Annotated in this window: 23 protein-coding genes; 4 read left to right on the forward strand and 19 right to left on the reverse strand. The window is 34.6% G+C overall.

Translation table 11 applies throughout. The features are described from left to right. Positions 1-14: 14 nt before the first annotated feature. Positions 15-1,145 carry a tRNA guanosine(34) transglycosylase Tgt gene (tgt, locus tag EKH84_RS17410; RefSeq protein WP_013657877.1) on the reverse strand — a complete coding sequence of 377 codons (1,131 nt, stop codon included), beginning with the start codon at positions 1,143-1,145 and terminating at the stop codon, positions 15-17. A gap of 180 nt (positions 1,146-1,325) precedes the next feature. Between tgt and aroC the strand changes: the two genes are divergently transcribed. Beyond that, complete coding sequence (aroC, locus tag EKH84_RS17415; RefSeq protein WP_127067284.1) at positions 1,326-2,429, forward strand: chorismate synthase; 1,104 nt, start codon at positions 1,326-1,328, stop codon at positions 2,427-2,429. Between the two features lie 108 nt (positions 2,430-2,537). Here the strand turns inward: aroC and EKH84_RS17420 are convergent, their stop codons facing one another. The 6 genes from EKH84_RS17420 to cls form a co-directional block, all read right to left on the reverse strand. Further along, a complete protein-coding gene (locus tag EKH84_RS17420) occupies positions 2,538-3,446 on the reverse strand; it encodes a CPBP family intramembrane glutamic endopeptidase (RefSeq protein WP_190283381.1) in 909 nt (302 codons plus the stop codon). Positions 3,447-3,600: 154 nt separating this feature from the next. Further along, positions 3,601-4,209 carry a hypothetical protein gene (locus EKH84_RS17425; protein ID WP_127067286.1) on the reverse strand — a complete coding sequence of 203 codons (609 nt, stop codon included), beginning with the start codon at positions 4,207-4,209 and terminating at the stop codon, positions 3,601-3,603. 66 nt (positions 4,210-4,275) lie between these two features. Then, positions 4,276-5,430, reverse strand: coding sequence for a flagellin lysine-N-methylase (fliB, locus tag EKH84_RS17430; RefSeq protein WP_127067287.1), 1,155 nt, complete (start codon positions 5,428-5,430; stop codon positions 4,276-4,278). A gap of 28 nt (positions 5,431-5,458) precedes the next feature. After that, entirely contained in the window at positions 5,459-5,668 is a 210-nt protein-coding gene (locus tag EKH84_RS17435) for a hypothetical protein (protein WP_013657882.1), read from the reverse strand. A gap of 91 nt (positions 5,669-5,759) precedes the next feature. Continuing rightward, positions 5,760-6,194 (reverse strand): YaiI/YqxD family protein, encoded by a 435-nt coding sequence (locus EKH84_RS17440; protein ID WP_013657884.1) that lies wholly within the window; start codon positions 6,192-6,194, stop codon positions 5,760-5,762. Positions 6,195-6,270: 76 nt separating this feature from the next. Beyond that, positions 6,271-7,692, reverse strand: a complete 1,422-nt coding sequence (gene cls / locus EKH84_RS17445; protein WP_127067288.1) for a cardiolipin synthase — start codon at positions 7,690-7,692, stop codon at positions 6,271-6,273. A 150-nt stretch (positions 7,693-7,842) separates the two neighbouring features. Here cls and EKH84_RS17450 point away from each other — a divergent pair, with 150 nt between their 5' ends. Next, the gene (locus EKH84_RS17450) at positions 7,843-8,655 is read left to right on the forward strand and encodes a hypothetical protein (RefSeq protein WP_127067289.1); all 813 of its coding nucleotides are present in this window, start codon (positions 7,843-7,845) and stop codon (positions 8,653-8,655) included. A 1-nt stretch (position 8,656) separates the two neighbouring features. After that, positions 8,657-9,712, forward strand: a complete 1,056-nt coding sequence (locus tag EKH84_RS17455; RefSeq protein ID WP_127067290.1) for a hypothetical protein — start codon at positions 8,657-8,659, stop codon at positions 9,710-9,712. A 79-nt stretch (positions 9,713-9,791) separates the two neighbouring features. Here the strand turns inward: EKH84_RS17455 and EKH84_RS17460 are convergent, their stop codons facing one another. The 4 genes from EKH84_RS17460 to EKH84_RS17475 form a co-directional block, all read right to left on the reverse strand. Further along, entirely contained in the window at positions 9,792-10,532 is a 741-nt protein-coding gene (locus EKH84_RS17460; RefSeq protein ID WP_127067291.1) for an acyl-[acyl-carrier-protein] thioesterase, read from the reverse strand. A gap of 112 nt (positions 10,533-10,644) precedes the next feature. After that, positions 10,645-11,667 carry a tRNA preQ1(34) S-adenosylmethionine ribosyltransferase-isomerase QueA gene (gene queA / locus EKH84_RS17465; RefSeq protein ID WP_127067292.1) on the reverse strand — a complete coding sequence of 341 codons (1,023 nt, stop codon included), beginning with the start codon at positions 11,665-11,667 and terminating at the stop codon, positions 10,645-10,647. A 199-nt stretch (positions 11,668-11,866) separates the two neighbouring features. Then, the gene (locus EKH84_RS17470) at positions 11,867-12,613 is read right to left on the reverse strand and encodes a GNAT family N-acetyltransferase (protein WP_127067293.1); all 747 of its coding nucleotides are present in this window, start codon (positions 12,611-12,613) and stop codon (positions 11,867-11,869) included. Between the two features lie 132 nt (positions 12,614-12,745). After that, the gene (locus EKH84_RS17475) at positions 12,746-13,273 is read right to left on the reverse strand and encodes a DUF5662 family protein (RefSeq protein WP_013657891.1); all 528 of its coding nucleotides are present in this window, start codon (positions 13,271-13,273) and stop codon (positions 12,746-12,748) included. Between the two features lie 466 nt (positions 13,274-13,739). Here EKH84_RS17475 and EKH84_RS17480 point away from each other — a divergent pair, with 466 nt between their 5' ends. After that, positions 13,740-14,384, forward strand: a complete 645-nt coding sequence (locus EKH84_RS17480) for a hypothetical protein (RefSeq protein WP_127067294.1) — start codon at positions 13,740-13,742, stop codon at positions 14,382-14,384. A gap of 94 nt (positions 14,385-14,478) precedes the next feature. On the opposite strand, the gene EKH84_RS17485 is transcribed toward EKH84_RS17480, so the two are convergent. The 8 genes from EKH84_RS17485 to whiA all read right to left on the reverse strand — a co-directional run bounded on the left by EKH84_RS17485 (position 14,479) and on the right by whiA (position 20,106). Next, positions 14,479-15,201 carry a pseudouridine synthase gene (locus EKH84_RS17485; RefSeq protein ID WP_127067295.1) on the reverse strand — a complete coding sequence of 241 codons (723 nt, stop codon included), beginning with the start codon at positions 15,199-15,201 and terminating at the stop codon, positions 14,479-14,481. A gap of 153 nt (positions 15,202-15,354) precedes the next feature. Continuing rightward, positions 15,355-15,495 (reverse strand): hypothetical protein, encoded by a 141-nt coding sequence (locus EKH84_RS22225; protein ID WP_013657894.1) that lies wholly within the window; start codon positions 15,493-15,495, stop codon positions 15,355-15,357. After that, positions 15,496-15,633, reverse strand: a complete 138-nt coding sequence (locus EKH84_RS22230; protein WP_190283382.1) for a hypothetical protein — start codon at positions 15,631-15,633, stop codon at positions 15,496-15,498. Positions 15,634-15,680: 47 nt separating this feature from the next. Further along, complete coding sequence (locus EKH84_RS17490) at positions 15,681-16,130, reverse strand: hypothetical protein (RefSeq protein WP_127067296.1); 450 nt, start codon at positions 16,128-16,130, stop codon at positions 15,681-15,683. A gap of 9 nt (positions 16,131-16,139) precedes the next feature. After that, complete coding sequence (locus tag EKH84_RS17495) at positions 16,140-16,910, reverse strand: DUF3221 domain-containing protein (protein ID WP_127067297.1); 771 nt, start codon at positions 16,908-16,910, stop codon at positions 16,140-16,142. Positions 16,911-17,119: 209 nt separating this feature from the next. Then, positions 17,120-18,703 (reverse strand): SpoIID/LytB domain-containing protein, encoded by a 1,584-nt coding sequence (locus EKH84_RS17500; protein WP_127067298.1) that lies wholly within the window; start codon positions 18,701-18,703, stop codon positions 17,120-17,122. A gap of 178 nt (positions 18,704-18,881) precedes the next feature. Beyond that, a complete protein-coding gene (locus EKH84_RS17505) occupies positions 18,882-19,148 on the reverse strand; it encodes an HPr family phosphocarrier protein (RefSeq protein ID WP_013657899.1) in 267 nt (88 codons plus the stop codon). Further along, on the reverse strand, positions 19,141-20,106 hold the full coding sequence (whiA, locus tag EKH84_RS17510) for a DNA-binding protein WhiA (RefSeq protein WP_127067299.1): 966 nt from the start codon (positions 20,104-20,106) through the stop codon (positions 19,141-19,143). The genes EKH84_RS17505 and whiA overlap by 8 nt, the downstream gene beginning before the upstream one ends. Between the last annotated feature and the right edge of the window lies 1 nt (position 20,107).

Genomic DNA, 20,107 nt, shown 5'->3' on the forward strand with positions numbered 1-20,107 from the left:
TTGTCTTCCTCCATTTATTTATTATTTTTATAGCCTTCTAAACGCATTTTCTTGTAAGCTGCAAATTCGCCTTTGTCTAATGCGTCACGAATCTCAGTCATAAGGTTGTTAAAATAATGCAGATTATGCATCACACATAAGCGCATGCCTAACATTTCTTTCGCTTTTAATAAATGTCTAATGTAAGCTCTACTATATTTCTGACAAGTTGGACACTTACAATCTGCTGCAATAGGTCCCATATCTTTTTCATGTTTTTGATTAAATAAATTTAATTTACCTTCATTGGTATAAACATGTCCATGACGACCATTTCTAGCTGGCAATACACAGTCGAAGAAGTCAATTCCTCTATCAACAGCTTCTAGGATATTCTCTGGTGTTCCTACCCCCATTAAATAAGTTGGCTTATTTTGTGGTAAGTATGGTACAACAGCTTCTAACACATGATACATATCCTCATGAGATTCTCCTACAGCTAGTCCACCTACAGCATAACCTGGAAGGTCAAACTCACTAATAATCTTTGCATGTTCAATACGTACATCTGGCAAAATACCACCTTGGTTAATACCAAATAACATTTGCTGTTTATTCACAGTATCTTCTAGGCTATTTAAGCGATTCATCTCGTCCATACAGCGTTTAAGCCATCTGGTAGTACGTTCTACAGAAGGCATAATATAAGCACGATCTGCAAGGGCTGGTGGACATTCATCAAATGCCATGGCTATAGTTGAGCCAAGATTAGATTGAATTTGCATACTTTCTTCTGGTCCCATAAAAATTTTACGACCATCTATATGTGAAGAAAAGTATACTCCTTCTTCTTTGATTTTACGCATGGCAGCAAGTGAAAATACTTGAAATCCACCTGAATCCGTTAAAATGGGTTTATTACATACCATAAACTTATGAAGACCGCCTAATTCTTTAATCAGCTTATCTCCTGGTCTAAGATGTAAATGATACGTATTGGATAATACAACCTGGGTATCTATTGTTTCTAAATCTTCTGTAGATAAGGCTCCTTTAATAGCGGCTACTGTGGCAACATTCATAAACACTGGGGTCTCAATAACACCATGTGGTGTATGAAATCTACCTCTTTTTGCACGTCCCTCTACTTTTAGTAATTCATACATGGGGTGTCTCCTATCTTTCCATACTCTTTAATCAGTTTACAGGAAAATGTATTTCTTTTCAATAAGTGCCTACTTTATTTTTAGCATTTTTCGCGAATATTAAACAATTATTATTGAAGAATATGTAACCCTCTGATAAAATGAGTTATATTTCAAAATTTTTATAAAGGGGGCATCTTCATGTCAGGTTCAATATTCGGTAAAATGTTTTGCATTTCTACATTTGGGGAATCCCACGGGGAAGCCTTAGGTGTAGTAGTAGATGGCTGCCCTTCTAATATACCTATTGCATTAGAAGATATTATGAAGAATATGGACAGGCGTAAGCCTGGTAATCCTAAAGTGGCAACGGCTCGCAAAGAGGATGATCAGGTAGAAATCCTTTCTGGGGTATTTGAAGGTAAAACAACAGGTACACCTATTGCTATGCTTATTCGTAATAGTAATCAAAAGTCTCATGATTATAGTCAAATTAAGGATGTTTATCGCCCTTCTCACGCTGATTTTACTTTTAATCAAAAATATGGCATTCGTGATTATAGAGGTGGTGGACGTTCCTCTGGCCGTGAAACAGTAGCCAGAGTTGCTGCAGGTGCTATTGCTAAGAAATTCTTAGAGGCGTTAGGTATTACTGTTACAGCTTATACGCGCGCTATTGGTCCTATCACTGTTGCACCTGAAGCTTTTTGCCTAGATGAATGCAGAGAAAATCCTGTTAATATGCCAAGTAACCAAGTAGCCGAAGAAGCACTCGCATTTATTGCTGAAGCTAAAGCTAACTGTGACTCTGTAGGTGGTGTTGTAGAATGTATGATTACAGGTTTAAAACCTGGTATTGGCGAAACAGTCTTCGATAAACTCGATGCTAGACTGGCTTATGCCATTATGGGAATTGGCGCTGTTAAAGCTTTTGAAATGGGAAGCGGTATTGAAGCAGCTAAAATGTTAGGTTCTAAGTATAATGATGCCTTTTACAGTACAGATGGAAAGGTAAATAAACATACGAATCATTCAGGCGGCACACTAGGTGGTATGTCTGATGGTAGTGATCTCATTTTTAAAGCGCACTTCAAACCAACACCTTCTATTGCTAAGGCACAGCAAACCATTAATACTTCTGGGGAAAATACACAAATCGAAATTCATGGCAGACATGATCCAGTTATTGTACCTAGAGCTGTCGTCGTTGTAGAATCAATGGCCGCTCTTACCCTAGCTGACCTTATTTTATGTGATTTAGGTGCTAATATGGACCATATTAAAGCACTTTATTCAAAGAAATAATCCTCATTATAAATCATTTAATCACCAATTTACTATTACCTAAAAGGTGCTGATGCAACTATTCTATTTTGCATCAGCACCTTTTTATTTACCTATCTCTCCAGTTAATTATCTACTCGTCTCTTCTACCCTTTCCTCAGTATACCAAAACAAGTTGATAATAATAGCTGCTAACATAACAAGAGTTGTAGCTAAACTTGCTTCTATTCCAAATTCTCCCCCTGTCAAAAGCGTATTGCGACTTTCCATACTTCCTCTTATCAGTTCACCTGTAACCCCTATAGGATTGCCACTAACATTTAAACCAAGTATATTTCCTTGGACAAAATTCCAAGCTGTATGCCATCCACATGCAATCCACAGATTTCCCGTTCTGAGCGTGTACAGTGCCAAAAAAATACCCGTTAAGCTAATATTTAAAATGGCAATTACACTACTACCACTGTTAAAAAGATGTAGCATTCCAAAGCATACAGAGGATACAACAATACCTGTAGCAAAACCTCTTCTTGTACCTATTCTTGGTAAAAGATATCCTCTAATGAGAATTTCCTCTGAGGCTCCTTGTATCATCCATGCAAGTATAACGATCCCAAAAGATAAAATCTGAGAGGGATCAATGCCTCTTATTTCAAAACTTATTCCCCCTCCTAATGCTACAATAGCCACTACCACAAGTAGCATCATCGTCCCTGTCAAAATGCCTTTTCCATAACTTTGTATGGTCTTGTGACTAAAAATCAAACCTAAACTCGTTAGCCCTTTTCCTTCTATGCATTTCACACTTAAATAAATCAAAAAAATCATTAAACTTGCATTTATTATTAAATTAATTCCTAGTAATAATGGTAAATAACTATACAGGCTTGGCATTAATTGAAGCCCAAGTTTGATAATACTATTTCCTATGAGCTGTGCTATTAAAAGTGCACCTATAGCCAGAATCATATTAAGTATATCCCATCTTACTGCTTTATTCTTCTCCTCTTTAAGTTGTTCTAGCCATTTATCCTCCATGATAAGCCCTCTTCTCTTTATGATCCCACTTTTTATTATAATCATATTATGTGGACTACGGCTAAACTTTAGATTTATTTAATAAAAAGGATTAAAAAAGATAGCTTTTTGTCATTAAAGCTATCTCTAGGTTTATTTTACTCTTTTAATCTTATTATTTAATCTTTATAATTTTAAACTTCTGATCCTCTTCAACCACTTTTATACGAAAAGCTTTTCTAATTCCTTCCATACTTCTAAGCTGATTAATGTACCTTACATTTTGTGTATCTACAATACGTTCCAGCATAGGATAAATATCTTTCTTTTCACCTTGAGTTAACTTATTCTTAAAGCAGTACGTATTAATAGTCTTTAAAGTATCTAAAATTTGTTGCTCACGTATTTTAGTGAGATCGGCTAATACCCATGTATATTCCTTTGTTTTCTTGGCTGTATCATAGGTTTCCTTGAAAAAGTTTAAAAAAGCATTTTCACGCCCTACTTGCATACCTGAGTATTTACCTAGCTTTGTCTTTAATTCATTTTTAAGATACACAATGGTGTTAGGCTTCACTTGTTCCGACATCGCTTTAATAGCTTCCTCAATTAAGTTATAGCTCTCTTTCAATTGCTTTTCATCTAACGCTGTTTTGCTTAATCTTTTCAGCTTATCCATATATTCTAAAATACTTTTCTTTGTAGTTAGTGCTTGTCCATGAATACTTGCTAATAATTCTTCTGGGCTTAATCCCATTAAATTTTGCTCTTTAAGATTTTCCACGCCTTTTGTCCTTTCTTATTTGTTTCTAGTGTTACTTGCTCCTTATTCTTATTCATCTTTCAACTTTTACTTATTTTCTATAGCTTTTATCAATTGCTTTCTATAGAGTTCATTATGATCAAAAACCTTGGTAAAGGCTTGTAAAAAGTTAACGACTTTTTCCTTGGTTAGTGATTCATGATGGAGCACTAACCCAATAAGATGTAATTCTATAAGCTGCTTATAGACTTTTAAATAAGCTAAGCTTTGTAATAGAGTTTCTCCATCCAAAGGCACGGCTCGTTCATAAATATAATTCACAAAGTAGTTCTCCAGTATATAGCTATAGGAATTTAAGAAGGTTTCTTCATAAATCTGGCAACCTTTTTCAAATTGTTGCTTATTAAAACCACCTTCTTTGTCTAAACCTTGTAGCATCTCTTCATAAAAGGCTTCATAGGAAGGTGAAGGCCACTTTTTACCGTTTCTCATGCTTTTTAAAGCATCTAGTAAGATGACATATGCACGCTCATCATAACTAGCCTCAGACACTATGGTTTTATTTTGCCTTTCATTAAATGTCCTCTCTTGAATAAAACTTGGTATTTTCTTTAAGGCTCCTATTCTCACTAAATGATCTAACTCTCTCATATAAGCTTCTAATTTTAAGAAACGAAGTTGAAAAGGATCTTCTCGCTTTTGTAAGCGTTCAATAAGGAACTGCCTTATCTCTAAAAGGTAATCCTGATAACCTTTTGGTTTTTGTGGATTAACGGCAAGCCTTGCACTAATCACCACTTGCTTCTCAGCTCGCTCTTCTTCCTTAAAGGTGATTCCCTCTGAATTTAATAAAATTCTTCTGGCTGCTTCCGGACAAGATAATGCTAAAGAACACTCTAAGGTATCATTGACCTGATTAAAGGTACGTGGATAGAGCTGACACGTTTGACTTAAGTACTGCTCTCCCAAATGAGTGTAAAGGTCACAAAGTCCCTCTGAAGATAAGAAAGCACAACGGTTATTCTTAAGTTTAATCTTAGCTACATGTTCGCTACTAACCGGCCCCTTCTTAGCAACTAATTCTTTATCTAAACGCTTTTTCATCACAGGGTCTTTTACCTTTTTATATTTTTTATAAGTTGCTTCATCAATGGCAATATACCAACCTGCGCAGCAAGTATCCTGGCAGGCACCACCTATACACCTAAAGGTGTCAAAATAACTAGGTACCCTATATTTCATGATTCCTCTCCTTAACCATTAACTTTATTTAAAGTGAACGATAAGCTTCCTTAATCGCTTCCAGCTCCCTCATATCAAACTTCTTAGCTAAATAGCTGGTTTGATCTACTCGTCTCATCGCCTTACTCATTTGTTCTTCAAAAAGTTCAATCTCTCTGGTCTCATCTGTTGGTACTTTGCTTAATCTTCTTCTAATGCTTAAAATCTCTTTAATAATCGTTTCTTTTGGACTACTCATTTTAATTCCTCATTCCTATTTGTTTCATGTTTGCTTACTTTAGCAACTACTTGACGTACATGATTATTATCAAAAGCAATCTTCACATGTATCATTGCGCTTCAATAACCTTTATTAAACTAGCTTTAAAAGCTTCATTTTGCTTAGGATCTCTTTTCTTTGGACCTTTTGTTCTTCCACCTTGTCTTCTTACTTCTTTGGCAATATGTCTACTAAAAAGCAAGGTAGACAGATTATCATCTGAAAAAACAAGACCATTTTGATTCATAGCCTTAGCCTTTTTAGCTAAGGCCATAGCTGCTAGTCCATAATCCTGAGTAATGACTAAATCACCTTCTTTTGTATCGTTGACTAATACAAAGTCTACGGCATCACTACCTTTTGTCACTACTTTTGTTATAGCTCCTGGCTTTTCAATATGATGAGAGGTATCACAAAAAATAATAACCTCTATAGCATAGCATCTAGCCACCTCTAAGGTAAGGTCAATGACTGGACAACCATCACCATCTATTAATATTTTCATGTGTTCCCTCCTTATTTTCTTTATTTTACCCTGTTTATTGTAGCACTATCTTAGGCTTCTTAGCAAATAACATTCTCTACAAGAGTGGTGACAATAGCCTACTAAGAGATTCTTCTATGCGTTCAAACCAGCTTCTTTTCTTAAATTCTTCTAGTAAAATCTCTTTGCAATGTTTTTCATCCTCTAGAAAAATGACTCTATAAGCTTCTGCTACCCCTTGGTCATACATAATGGCATTAGATTCAAAGCTAATCTTAAAGCTTCTAATATCCATATTGGCACTTCCAATAGAACACATTTTGTCATCTACTACAATAGCCTTAGCATGTAAGAAACCATTATAACAAAAAACTCTTGCTCCCATCTCTAACAACTCTTCTACATAAGATAAAGTTCCTTTGTAAACAAAGCGTTTATCAGGAAGCCCAGGAATCATAATCCTCACATCATTTCCCGAGTAACACGCTATACGTATGGCATCTAAAAAAGATGCATCCGGTATAAAGTATGGGGTTTGAATATAAACATAATCTTCTGCACTCTGAATCATTTTAACATAGGTAAGCTTAATATTTTCAGTTGTTTCATGAGGTCCACTAGATACAATTTGAATAGGAACAGTCCCTGTAAAATGCTCTTTTCTTTGAAAATACTTGACCATATGCTCCATTCTTCTCCCCGAAACGTGTCTATAGTCTAATATGAAACGCATTTCCATTAAAGCAACCGCCCCTCCTACAATACGAAGATGTGTATCTCTCCAAGGCTTTAATCTCTTATCCATTCCTTGATAGCTATCTGATAAATTCATACCACCTATATAGCCAATCTCTCCATCTATAATCACAAGCTTTCTGTGATTACGATAATTCGCTTTTAAACTAGCAGTAGCTTTTAGCGGCGAAAACATATTAACTTCTATGCCTGCTTTTTTATACTTTTTATAAACCTTCATTGAATCTTTCACTTGTCCTAAAGCATCAAAAAGTACATTAACCTCTAACCCTTCTTCCTTCTTAGCTTTTAAAACCTTAAAAACAGCTTCTCCAATTTGATCATTACCTATAATGAAATATAAAAGGTGAATATACTGCTTAGCTTCTTGTAAATCCCTTAATAAATCTTCATATTTTTCTTTTCCATCTGTATAAATCTTGACTTCATTATTATTAGTGCATAGAGCTTGATCTACTTTTAAATTCATTTGCATCAATTGCTTATAAGTGGCATTGACTTCCCTCCCACCACTTAAATCTCCTAATTGACGGTCTACAATACGTTTTACAAAACGTTCTTCTTGTTTCTGAAGACTTAATGCTTTCTTACTGGTAAACCCTCTTCCAAATAGTAGGTATAAGAAAAAGCCCACCAAAGGCATAGTGGTTAAGGCTAATAACCAAGCCATAGTCGTCACAGGATTACGCCTTTCTAAAAAAATAACGGCGATAATAGCAAATAAATTGAGAATCAGTACAATAGTAACAACAATACTGAACATAAGTCCTCCACTTCTAGCTGATAGTAATTTCTAAATTTCAAATACTGTTAGACCCCCTCTAAAATAAGAACTTTGTTTATGTTTCTAGGTTTTTTATGATACAATACTTTTTGTAGACTAAACAAGACTCGATAAAGGTGGTGAATAACGTTGAAACTGAAAACTTTTCTTATTTTATTTTTTATAACATTCATAAGCGTTTATGCTTTATGTGGTTTTTATCTTCGTACACATCCACGTTATGTGCCACAAGTTCAAAAACAAGATTTAACTCCTATCTTAAACCAAAGCACTTTTACAGAAGCTGACTACAATACACTGTTTGAACAAACTGGGGTAACTAAGCCACTGATTGATGAAATGCGCACCATGCCCAATTTTATAGAAAAAATGGAATTATTTCAAGACAACTATTTAAAAGAAGTATCTATCACCAGTGAATACCTGCCTCCTGTTACAACTTCTGAAATACTAGACGCCAGCCAATCTGGTTTTCAACTAGGACCTTATCATAATGGCTATGTGCTCCTTACTCAGTCCACCTATACAGCCAATTGGCGACATGGACATGCTGGTATTGTTATTGATGAAGTAAGAGGTATTACTTTAGAAGCACTTAACCCAGGTACTTACAGTATGGAACAGCCTATTTCTAAATGGCAGTACTATCCTACCGTTAAAATGCTCAGACTCAAAGATGTCCCACAAAGTACTTTAGATGACATTGCAGAGTATGCGGCCACCCATTTAAAAGGTTTGCCTTACAATATACTAGCTGATAAAAACCAAGGTGAAGAGCCCTATGAAACTCACTGTTCTTTGCTGGTATGGCAAGCTTTTAATCATTTTGGCTATGATTTAGATGCTACAGGTGGTCTTTTTGTTTCACCTAAAAACATGGCTATGAGTCCTTTATTAGAACTGTTACAAATTTATGGTTTTAATCCTAATGAGGTGTGGTAACATGAAGAAAAAAATCAGTTTATTTCTTACCTTATTATTAGCCAGTTTACTCGCTATTATCTGTGCTCATAAATTTTCAGCGTTTTCTTCATCTGAAGGAAGCGTTAAAGAAACTATTTTCTTTAACCAATTACAAGAAGATCAAAGCTTCCAACTAAAGCTTTTTTATGCTGATCCTGCCATGGAGCACTTAAAAAGTCTTTTGCTCACGTCTCATGATTTAAGTGTTAATAACGAAGCACTAGCTCCTTATACAGAAGGCTTTTTACCTCAAGAAACAAATAGGCGCTTATTAGAGGCAGTCAATACCTATAGGCAAGAACAGTCTTTAGCACCACTTACTTATTTTTATCATTATCAAGAAGTTGGAGACTTTGCTTTTGTTTCATCTAGCGAGGGATTAAATGCTCTTTACTTTGTTAACTTAAATACCCTAGAAATTAGTGTACCTCATATTAAAAGCGAAGAAGCTTATAACCCTCAATATGTTTATCATATTCAAGAGGTAAATAATATTTATTACATCCTTACAGCTGGTGTTAACAATTTAAAAGCTAGACTTTATGCCTTCTCTCCTTCTGCCTTAGATTTAACGCTAGTTGGTGCTTTAACAACAGATACTACCGCTTTATCTAGTAAGCAATATGCCTTAGATACTTCTGGCAATGCTATCTTCACCCATAAGAACGGCCTTAAATTTTTAACCACTACTGGTCTAAAAAGCTTAGACCTATCTTTTACACCTGAACAGATTATTTCTTCTAAAAACATTATCGGTGCCTTAACCATACAAAACGGTACACTTCTTTACGCCTTAGTCAACTCACAATTAGAACTCTTAGATACAGGTAGTTTAACTTTACCCAGCACTGATTTAAGTTTGATTAATAGCTTTATACAAAATGATTTACTTTATACGATTACCTATGACCAAGAACATCCTATATATCGCCATTATGTCTCTATTTATAGCCTTACCACCAAAACATCTGTGTTTTGCGTAGGGCTCTCAGATTATGATGGCCTAGCTTTATTACAAGCAGAACTTTTACCTTAAACTAATCAAGGGAGTGCTTAGCAATAAACAGCACTCCCTTTAAAATATCCTATGCTATAAACAGAAAATAAACTCTCCTCTATTTATTCTTTCTTAAAATGATTTCCGAAGTAAAATAATTCACTGAATCATCTAGACTATTTCCTGCTACCAAGTAATTTCCAGCCTCATTCTTGCCGATAATGAGCTTTGTTTCAACGCCATAAGTAATAGAAGCATTATAATTAATTTGAAGGCTTACTATCTCATTTTCTTTTAAAACCTCTAGAGGTAACATATCTACAGTCCATCTAATATAATGTGCATTATTCATATGACCATTTAAATCTAACTCTGAATAGTAAGCTTTACGTATTTGCTCTCTTAAAATCACCTCAGGTACTTCTATTTTATCTATTTTTCTGCCTTCATAAGGAAAATCTAAAACGGATAATGGACCTGTTGCACCTTTTATTCTGACAGGACGTCCTTTTTCAGCATCCATTAATAAATAATCTCCTGTTATACGCCCAATGAGTTCTCCCTTTTCATCTGTCAAATCAAAAAGTCTAACTGCAAAAAGCTTCTCATAACCTCCTGGGTAAGTTTCTAAAGACACCAAATCTTCCCATCTTGGATAAGTATCAATTTCATATTTTACTCGTGATAAGATCCAATAGTAAGTTGGCTTTTCTCCATTCTTATAAAAGTTAATCCCTAACTTTGTAGCATGCTTTGCTGCTACAGTCTGCATATAACTACATAAGCCATTAATGCTTAATTTCCCAGTAAAATCTACGACATCAAAATCTACTTGATATTTTTCTTTTAATCTACTCATTCTCCCCAATCCTTCCTTTTTCTATGGCACTCTAACATATTCCTCTATCTACCAAGAGCCCTTTTATTCAAAAAGAAAGCGGACTACTGTCCACATTTCTAAAATGTCTTTCCTATTTTATCAACATGGCATCCCCAAAACTAAAGAAACGATAGCCTTCTTTAACTGCTGTATTGTATGCATTTAAAATTGCTTCTTTACCGGCTAAAGCACTGACTAACATAATCAGTGTGGACTCTGGTAAATGGAAATTCGTAATAAGTGCTTCCACACATTTAAAGGTATAGCCTGGATAAATGAAAATATTTGTCCAACCACTACCTGCTTTAATGAGGCCTTTTTCATCTGCATTGGATTCTAAAGTACGTGTACTCGTTGTTCCAACTGCAATAACACGTCCACCCTCTGCCTTTGCCTTATTAATAATAGTAGCATTTTCTTCATCTATGCTGTAGTACTCTGAATGCATCTCATGATTTAGCACATCCTCAACCTTAACAGGCCTAAAGGTTCCTAAACCTACATGAAGCGTCACATAAGCAATCTTGACACCCATTTCTTCAATCTCTTTTAGTAATTCTTTGGTAAAATGAAGCCCTGCCGTTGGTGCAGCTGCGCTTCCCTCATGTTTAGAATACACCGTTTGATAACGTTCTTTATCTTCTAGCTTTTCATGAATATAAGGTGGCAGTGGCATTTCTCCAAGGGCATCTAATACTTCTTCAAAAATGCCCTCGTATTCAAAGCTTACAATACGTTTACCATCTTCGATGATTTCTTCAACCTTAGCTTTTAATAGGCCTTCTCCAAAAATAATCTCATCACCTATTTTGGCTTTTTTACCTGGCTTCACTAGTACTTCCCAACGTTTTTCTTCTTTTCTTGTCAAAAGTAAAAATTCTACTTTCCCACCCGAAGGTCTAGCTCCAAATAATCTAGCCGGAATAACTCTTGTATCATTTAATACCAAACAATCTCCTGGCTTTAAATACCCTTTAATATCATAAAAATGTTTATGTTCGATTTCACCTGTCTTTTGATCTAGTACCATTAAACGTGAAGTCGTTCTATCTTTAAGTGGTACCTGAGCAATTTGCTCTTCTGGAAGATGAAAGTAAAAATCTGAAGTTTTCATTATATGCTCCTACTATCTTTGGTTTAATAAGCATTCATTGCCGTAGCAATATGCATTTTTCTTCAACAATCATAACACATTCTAGAGAGATATTAAAGGGATAAGAGAAAGGGAGCTCCTCACGGAATCTCCCCTATCTCTTACTCTATTTTACATTGACTCGCATTGTAATTGAGTTCTTCTACTTACTGAAGAAGTACTATTCCTCTAATAATTTTTCTAACCTTTTCTCACTTAGAATTTCATTAGTGATAAATCTTCCGTTATAAAACAAACTATAGGAGGTAGATGGCACAGCTGCTACTTGAGCCTCATTTGCTGACCTATATTCAATAGCTTTAAAGGCAATGCCTTTAGACATTACTACTTGTTTAGCGAGAGGAACATATTTAGCAGTAAAAGGACATTGAGCACTATAGTAAATGACTACACCTTTTTCTTTTATCATGCCTTTCTTTGCACAAGTTTTAAATTTAGGCTTAAGAGTAGTTTCACTAAAAGGCAAATACATGAGGGTAAAATAAGGATTAGCTTCGTCCGCCACTGTAAAACCCTTATATTTAAAAAAAGTTGGATCGGCTAAAAAAGGTCTCTTTTTGGCTGAGGAAATAATAACAATCCCTTGTTTACCTTCTGATTTGCTATTTTCAATACAACTGCTTAAAAGCTCATTAGCTATGCCTTTTCCTTTAAATTGTCCTGATACCCATAAGCAATTAATAAACATATAACCAGGTGCATCTACAGGACACCATGCTTTTTCAGCTGGTATGTATTCAATAAAAGCCTTTCCCCTTACATCAGCTTTTTCAAAGATTAGTCCCTCCTCTAATTGCCTTGACATCCATCTCTTTTTAGCTACCACCTGGCAGTCCTTATTGCTAGAAATGGCACAGCATATATGTTCTTCTTCTAAATTTTCCTTGGTTACTCTAATGATTTTCACTGATTTCTCCCCCTTAGCTTTTTTTTAGAGTATAACCTTCTAAATATGACAGCTACATGTCATATAAATTTCTTTATTTCTTATTATTAACTTGTTTTCTTTTCAAAAAGCGGATAACAGCCCTTACAATCCTTATTTTAAACTTCTCATATATTTAAAGGTGGTTTTCTCTCCTTTTGCTGCTAACATGATTAGTAACTGTTCAAGAAGCTTAGATGTTTCTGGATGTATGTTTCCGCTCCTCCTTTCTTTTCCGTTTAAGAAATATTCTAATGGTTGTCCTTCTGTATAAGCGTCCTTTAAATACGTTTTGCTAGCTGCTACTCTATCACAAAACATTTCTTTAACATAACGAAGAGGCATTTCAACAGGCTCAATTTTCTTAGTAGTAGGATTATAATCTGTCCAATATTCAAAATGATGTTTATTTCTCCCCTTATGATGGAGCCACGCTTTAGAATGGCCATAAGCTTCCCTTTCTGCTTCATTAGGACTTCTTTTCCCACTATAGTACTTTGCTCCAACAAAAAACTCTGAAAAGCTATATTTAGAAAGGTCATGAAGACACCCCTGCCAAAAAATACCTGCTTTATAACAATGCACCATTACCATATATCTATGCTTATTAATCGTCATAAAATGATTCCATGCTTTTAACATTACTATTCTCCTTATTTTATCATCCACGTTTTATTATTACCTTTAATTCTACATAGTATTATATACAATTTCAACCAATCTGCTTTTATTCTATCTCTCTTCAATATATAAAAAATGAAGCACTCTTAAATAAGCATTCCGCTTTAATCATCATTTTTATTGACTCTATTCATCTAAAGAAGCTTCATTGGACTGCACCCACAGGCTTTACCCCATTCCTAATAGACAGACAACTATGAGCAGTACTTTTTTTCATACTTAAGTCCCCTTCGTTTATTACTCTATTGTCGCAATTACTTTTTCTTTTTTAACTTACTTATAAAAATAGAGCTTATTAAGCCGATTATGAACAGTTATATCTATTCTTAATATTACATCAATTAACTTGTAATACAACTAGCACTCATTGACGATATATATTACAGTATGGATTATCCATTAGCCCAGAACAAAGGAGGCTATTACCTTGAACATATCAGATTATATGAATTCTGTAACTACTACCACCTCTCCCTACGAGAAAGAAACATCGAAAAATGAATCTGTCTTACTTAAAGACCAATTTCATAAAGCGATTAAAGGTTATCAAGATGAATACTACACTGGCCTAACTGACGAAGAAAAAGAAGCTATCAAAAAACAACAAGAAGCTTATTTAGAAACCCATCCTCTTAGAAATAAAGCTGATGTTATCAGATACAATCAGTTTACTAAAAACCTATTAAAACAATACGGCTTTAAAGGCGATTATAGTGAATTTCTACTCCCTACAGAAGCAGATGATGAAGCAAAGGCTTCTGATTTACAATTAGCTTATGAACAAGAAAGTTCAAAAAGCATGGCTTCTAAAGAACGTTTAAACGAAGAATTCGCTCATACCTCCGACTCTTCTTTAACCAATCCTACGAGTATTAATACTACTTCTTCTAGTAGCGAAAAAGAAGAATCTCATTCTACGATTGTCTCTAATCCTGATGGCTCTCAAACCTTAGTGCTACTAAAGGGAGAAATCATTGTTGCTAAATTCAATATAGGAGAAGCAGCAGCCGATGCTCATGATACACTAGAAAACGTCTTGATAGAACACCAAGATACAAAGATAAAGGCTTAATCACTTTAAGATATTAATAGAAAGTATTGCTAACAAAAATGATACAAAAAACACGATTTCATCGGGCTATATTAATCCTTATGAAATCGTGTTTTTATTTGTTTTGCTCTATCTTATTAACTTTATTACCTTCAATCTCAGATTTTAGCGTTTCTACTTCTAGGTTTGTTAGTTTTCTCCACTCACCATAAGCTAATGGGCCTAAAGCGATATTTAATAAACGAATACGCTCTAATCGCACAACGTTATAGCCTAAAGCTTTTGTCATTCTTCTAATTTGGCGATTCATGCCTTGGGTTAGTATAATACGAAAGGTATCCTTATTTATAGCACTCACTTGGCAAATCCTTGTGACAACACCATCTCCTAAGTTAACACCTTGACTCATTTTATGAAGAAAATCCTCTTCGTAGGGGCGATCTACTTGCACCACATATTCCTTTTCATGTCCCTTCTCTGCTTCTAATATATCGCTGGCTAAATCTCCATCATTGGTTAGCAAAATAAGTCCCTGTGAATCTTTATCAAGTCTTCCCACAGGAAATAAATAAGCTGGATAATTCATATAGCGGATAATATTATCTTCCACATCCTCTGCTGCTGTACAAACAATGCCGACTGGCTTATTTAAAATAATATACAGACGCTCCTGCTGCTTAACTGGTCTATCATCTAATAAAATCTCATCCGTTTCTTCAACCCATTGTCCTGGTATGCAAAGCTGACCATTCACCTTTACACGTCCTGCTACAATCAGCTGATGTGCCTGACTTCTAGAACAGATGCCCTTGTTACTTAGTAATTTATTGATACGCATAGTTTGTGCCTCCTCTTGTATTTTATCATTTTTTTAATACTTTATACAAATAGGTAGATACTTATAAGCAAAAGTAAAAATAAAGAAAAGGGATTCAAACTATAAGCACTTTTGCTCATAGCTCGAATCCCTTTTGCGTTAGTTATAAAGTTATTAATGATTATTTTTTGTGTTATGATTCCAATGCTTTTTAAAGTCAGTAGCTTTAGTTCCTGGATCTACTTCTAAACCACCTTTACTTCTACTTTTTTGAGACCCTTGTTGTGGCACTAGCTTTTTGGTTACTTCATCCATTTATTTCACCTCAGATTGTTTTGCCATTTTTTCTTTGTAACGCTGAAGTCCTGTTTGAGGGCGTTTCTTTTGTTCTTCTTTACTAAAGGCTTCAGCAGCAGCAGGGGTAAAACTTGCAAAACCTTTTTCTTTTGCCATACGATTTCCTCCATTAATAATAAATTACACCTTTAGTATGAAAAGATTTAGGAAAAATTATTTATATCATAAGCCTGTTTGTTTTTCCCATATTGTAAATCTACTTCTATTTTTATTGCAGATTGATTACCTAAAGTATTTAAGTATAAGGCGATTCGCTTTTCATCTAAGCCATTAATGGCAAACGTATATTGCTTATTTCCAGTAATTACTATAAGCTTCATGTTCTTTCCAATAGCTAATAATTGTATCTTATGCACTTGTTTTAAATCAATATGTACCTCTTTTCCTATTACACGATAAACAATTAAAGCTTCATCATTAATAGTCACTTTATAATTATTACAAGATATATTAACCAATAAAACAATTCCTAATAGCATGGCTGCTAAATAGGTCAGATTAATATTGGGAAAAGCTTCTATCATATATAAAACAGGTATAATAGCGTATAAACTTAATAAAAGAAAGGCACTTTTTCTGCAGTCAAATGTCATTTGTTTTTCCTATTGTATGACCTGAACTACCAAGGTTTCAGCTTGGCAAGGATAAGATTCTAAAATGCCACCTAATAATTTTATTTTAATCTGCATACCTGTCTTTAAATAAGATAAATTCACCTTTTGCCCTTCAGAGTCTAGAATTGTCGTACTTGCTTTATTAATGGTAAGATAACAAGCATCTCCTATACTTTTTAGTGCTGCCTCATCAATACCTTTGACTAAAAGTATTTGATCCTTCACTTCTGTAATCTCAGCTGTTAAACTATTTTCCATGTCTCCTTGTACTAATGCTCCCTGAGACATGATATAACCTTTGACTGTTTCATAAACTTCTTTAGGTGCAAAATATCTTTTGCTTCCCGTTTCACTTTGACTAGTATCATATATTTCTATATAAGTTTGATTTTCTACATTAGGAAACACATAATAACAATCTTTGTCATTTACTTGAATCACTAGACTCAATGCCATATCATATATCATGTTACCTTTGTCTGCTTTCCAATCTTTAAAATTCATCATTTCTGCTAACTGTATAAGCTGTTCTTTAGAAAAATGATAAATTGCATTAGGCACTTGTCCTTCCTCATTATAAATCGCTTGCTGACTGTCATAGATCTTTGCTATGACTTTATCTCCCTGACTGACTAAGTCTAACTGCTGATTGTCTCCATTGTTCTGTTTAATCGTTCTTGCTACGATGATGACTATTAAGATCATTAACAATAAGCTAATACCTGTGATAACTGTTTTTAAACGACTTTTCTTCACCATTTTCCCCTCCTCCTTATTCCATTCAATCTAATATATTAGACGTTAGCAGACTCGATTTGTTTCGTTTTTTAACTATTTATTTATATATATCAATACATAAAACTATATATTTTCAATCATTTGATTACTACTCAATTATAAGATTATAAATAAAAGCCACTCTTATAGAAATACTATTGTTTATATTTCTCAAGAGTGGCTTTTCATTGCTATCTAGAAACCGTTACCCCACTATAATAATATTTCAAAATTTCATCGTACATAAATCCAGCCTTAGCCATACCTTTAGCACCGCTTTGAGACATTCCTACCCCATGACCATATCCAGCACCATAAATCGTTACATTACCTGTTGCTGTTTCTAAGCCTAGATGAGTTGTTGCTCCTGATGCTCCACTGCTACCACTTAAATAGCTTAAACCATTTTCTGACCATACAGCTACTTTACTAGGTAAGGTACTCATACTAGTACTATTCATGGCTACTAGACTATCCTTACTTACTTGCTCTTTGCCATAACCAGAAAGTACCGTAACAGTATTACTACTACCACTTGAACCACCGCTATTTACATTTCCAATAGGACCATAAAAACTAAAATATGTACTTTTTAAAGAACCGGCAGTAGTTCCCGAAAAGAATGTTCTTACTTCTGTTCCTTTTACTGTATAAGTTCCTACTGTTCCATAAATGGTTAACTCTTTTACTCTTCCAGATAAACTTCTTCCTGTAATAGAAATACTAGTAGGCGTTCCAATATTAACTCCCTTACGGGTTAAAGCCGCTCCTATTTCATCCATTGAAACCATGGCTGTCCACGCTGGCATAGCTGGCTCTGTTTCATACAAATCTACTACTGACTGTAAGTAAGCAATCTCACTTCCCCATACTTCTTTAGCTGCTTCTGTTACTCCCCCACTAGTAGAAAAGTATACCGCTTCTGCAATAGCTCCATTATAACGAATGACCTCATTATAAGTCATATCTACTGCTGCAGTCGTCGTATCCTTCTCCGCATTATAGCCACCGTAAGCTTGAGTAGAGGTAGTATCAACTACATTGTATCCAGAACTACTATATCTATTATACTGGTAAGTAGCAATAGATCTTGCTGCTACAGCTTGTGCCTTCAATGCTTCTATTGGAAAAGAAACCGACATTTCTTTTGGTAATACGCCATATAAATATTCTTCCATAAACAGAACATTATAAGGTGTTAATCCGCTATCACCGCCTAAGCCAATAGCCCCTCTATAGCGGTTACTACTTCCTACTTGCGTTAAATATAAACCTGAACTTAGATCAAAACTACAAAAAACTAAGTCACTCTTTTTAACAGTTACTAAAAGAAGTTGATTACTTGTATCATAGACCTCTACTAAGTTGCTACTTGGTACTGCTCCTAGACTATTAGTTGCTTCTAAGCTATATACACTAAAAGTACCTGCTGAAGTATAACCTACTACTGCTGTGCTACTATATAATTTAGCAGCTTCTAATGCCGAAGAATAGTTATTAAAACTTAAACCTATATCATAATAACTATTAGATGTAGTTCTTAAACTTAAATTTGAAGCATTAAGTGTGCCTAAAGCAGTAAAGCCTTTATCATCAAAATAACCTATCTCAAAGTTTTGATTGCCTGATAAAACGATAGTTCCTTGGTTTTTATAAACTGATTCTAGCCCTACTTTAATCGTCTTAGGCACACTTGCCATGGTTACAATAGTCATGCTATACATGAAAACCAAAAATAGTATACCTCTTATGTATCTTTTTATTTGTCGCTTCACTGATGTGCCCCCTTATTTTAATCTGTATCTATTCTATATGTTCATGCTTTATTATAAACTACATCATTCCTTTAAATCTACAAGTAGTTCCAAAATGTAACTTACTTATAATAAAAGAGGCTATTATAAAAGCGATTGTACCAATCACCTTTATAATAGCCTCTTCAACTAAACTTAATTATTCTGCTACTTCTTGTGTTGTTAAGAACTTAATAAGTGCAGCTACTGCTTCTTCTTCATCTTGACCTTCAGCTACAATTTCAATGTTTTGGCCTTTAATAGCACCTAAAGACATCATCCCCATAATACTTTTAGCATTTACTTGTTTTTCATTTACTGTAACTGAAATATGGCTTTCATATTTACTTGCAATCTGCACAAATAATGCTGCAGGTCTAGCCTCAAGACCATTTTTTAATTCTAATTTAAGTACTTCTTTAACCATTTTTACTTCCTCCTCTTGTTTCTCTAATTTGCTCTGCTATTTCACTAATTTTCTTAAGCCTATGGTTAACACCTGATTTTCCAACGGGTGGCATAAGCAGTTCCCCTAGCTCTTTAAGTGAGCTACTTGGATACTCCAAACGATAAGTTGCCACTTGTCTTAAGTTTTCAGGTAATGCTGATATCCCTATTGTGTTTTGTATGAACTCAATATCTTGCATCTGCCGTACAGCTGCCGATACTGTTTTTTTCAAATTAGCTGTCTCGCAGTTAACAATACGATTGACATTATTTCTTACCTCTTTAACAATACGTACATTTTCAAGTTCCATAAGAGCTATATGAGCTCCCATAATATTGAGTAAGTCTACAATTTGTGTCCCTTCTTTTAAGTATAACACGAAATTATTCTTTCGTGGTACAACTTTAGGCTCCATCTCAAGAGAAATCATAATATCCTTCAAGAATTCAGCTTGTTTTTCCGTTTGATTAACAAACTCTAAATGATAGCCCTTCTCTGGGTCACTTACAGAGCCTGCTCCCAAAAAGGCTCCTCTTAAGTAAGCTCTCTTGCAACAAATACTTTGTATAACGGTTAAATCCACATGATCTCTAAGGGTAGGATGACCTGATTCATCTTTTAATAATGTAGTTGCCCTTAAAATCTTTTCTGCTTCTTCACTGGTCTTGGTGACAATTACATAATTTTGCTTTTTATGCATTTTTTTATGTGTTTTAAGGACTACCTCAGTATTTATATTAAAAGCTTTTTTTATCATTGTAAAGTATTTTCTTGCAATAGCCGCATTTTCTGTTTGAAATTTAATACGAAACTGATGTGCTTCATATTTTACTTCTCCCGCCATAATAATCATGGCTGCAATTTCTGCTATCATACAATGTCTGGCACCTATCGGTACACATGTGAGTTCTTTTTTTACATCGGAAGAAAAGGACATC

Origin of the sequence: Cellulosilyticum sp. WCF-2 (assembly GCF_003990395.1) — a bacterium.
GTDB classification, from domain to species: Bacteria; Bacillota; Clostridia; order Lachnospirales; family Cellulosilyticaceae; genus Cellulosilyticum; species Cellulosilyticum lentocellum.

What these genes read in the sequence shown, in the direction of transcription:
- tgt (WP_013657877.1), bottom strand. Translation starts at nt 1,145, where the DNA reads ATGTATGAATTACTAAAAGTAGAGGGACGTGCAAAAAGAGGTAGATTT.
- aroC (WP_127067284.1), top strand. Translation starts at nt 1,326, where the DNA reads ATGTCAGGTTCAATATTCGGTAAAATGTTTTGCATTTCTACATTTGGG.
- EKH84_RS17420 (WP_190283381.1), bottom strand. Translation starts at nt 3,446, where the DNA reads ATGGAGGATAAATGGCTAGAACAACTTAAAGAGGAGAAGAATAAAGCA.
- fliB (WP_127067287.1), bottom strand. Translation starts at nt 5,430, where the DNA reads ATGAAATATAGGGTACCTAGTTATTTTGACACCTTTAGGTGTATAGGT.
- EKH84_RS17435 (WP_013657882.1), bottom strand. Translation starts at nt 5,668, where the DNA reads ATGAGTAGTCCAAAAGAAACGATTATTAAAGAGATTTTAAGCATTAGA.
- EKH84_RS17440 (WP_013657884.1), bottom strand. Translation starts at nt 6,194, where the DNA reads ATGAAAATATTAATAGATGGTGATGGTTGTCCAGTCATTGACCTTACC.
- cls (WP_127067288.1), bottom strand. Translation starts at nt 7,692, where the DNA reads ATGTTCAGTATTGTTGTTACTATTGTACTGATTCTCAATTTATTTGCT.
- EKH84_RS17455 (WP_127067290.1), top strand. Translation starts at nt 8,657, where the DNA reads ATGAAGAAAAAAATCAGTTTATTTCTTACCTTATTATTAGCCAGTTTA.
- EKH84_RS17460 (WP_127067291.1), bottom strand. Translation starts at nt 10,532, where the DNA reads ATGAGTAGATTAAAAGAAAAATATCAAGTAGATTTTGATGTCGTAGAT.
- queA (WP_127067292.1), bottom strand. Translation starts at nt 11,667, where the DNA reads ATGAAAACTTCAGATTTTTACTTTCATCTTCCAGAAGAGCAAATTGCT.
- EKH84_RS17475 (WP_013657891.1), bottom strand. Translation starts at nt 13,273, where the DNA reads ATGTTAAAAGCATGGAATCATTTTATGACGATTAATAAGCATAGATAT.
- EKH84_RS17485 (WP_127067295.1), bottom strand. Translation starts at nt 15,201, where the DNA reads ATGCGTATCAATAAATTACTAAGTAACAAGGGCATCTGTTCTAGAAGT.
- EKH84_RS22225 (WP_013657894.1), bottom strand. Translation starts at nt 15,495, where the DNA reads ATGGATGAAGTAACCAAAAAGCTAGTGCCACAACAAGGGTCTCAAAAA.
- EKH84_RS22230 (WP_190283382.1), bottom strand. Translation starts at nt 15,633, where the DNA reads ATGGCAAAAGAAAAAGGTTTTGCAAGTTTTACCCCTGCTGCTGCTGAA.
- EKH84_RS17490 (WP_127067296.1), bottom strand. Translation starts at nt 16,130, where the DNA reads ATGACATTTGACTGCAGAAAAAGTGCCTTTCTTTTATTAAGTTTATAC.
- EKH84_RS17495 (WP_127067297.1), bottom strand. Translation starts at nt 16,910, where the DNA reads ATGGTGAAGAAAAGTCGTTTAAAAACAGTTATCACAGGTATTAGCTTA.
- EKH84_RS17505 (WP_013657899.1), bottom strand. Translation starts at nt 19,148, where the DNA reads ATGGTTAAAGAAGTACTTAAATTAGAATTAAAAAATGGTCTTGAGGCT.
- whiA (WP_127067299.1), bottom strand. Translation starts at nt 20,106, where the DNA reads ATGTCCTTTTCTTCCGATGTAAAAAAAGAACTCACATGTGTACCGATA.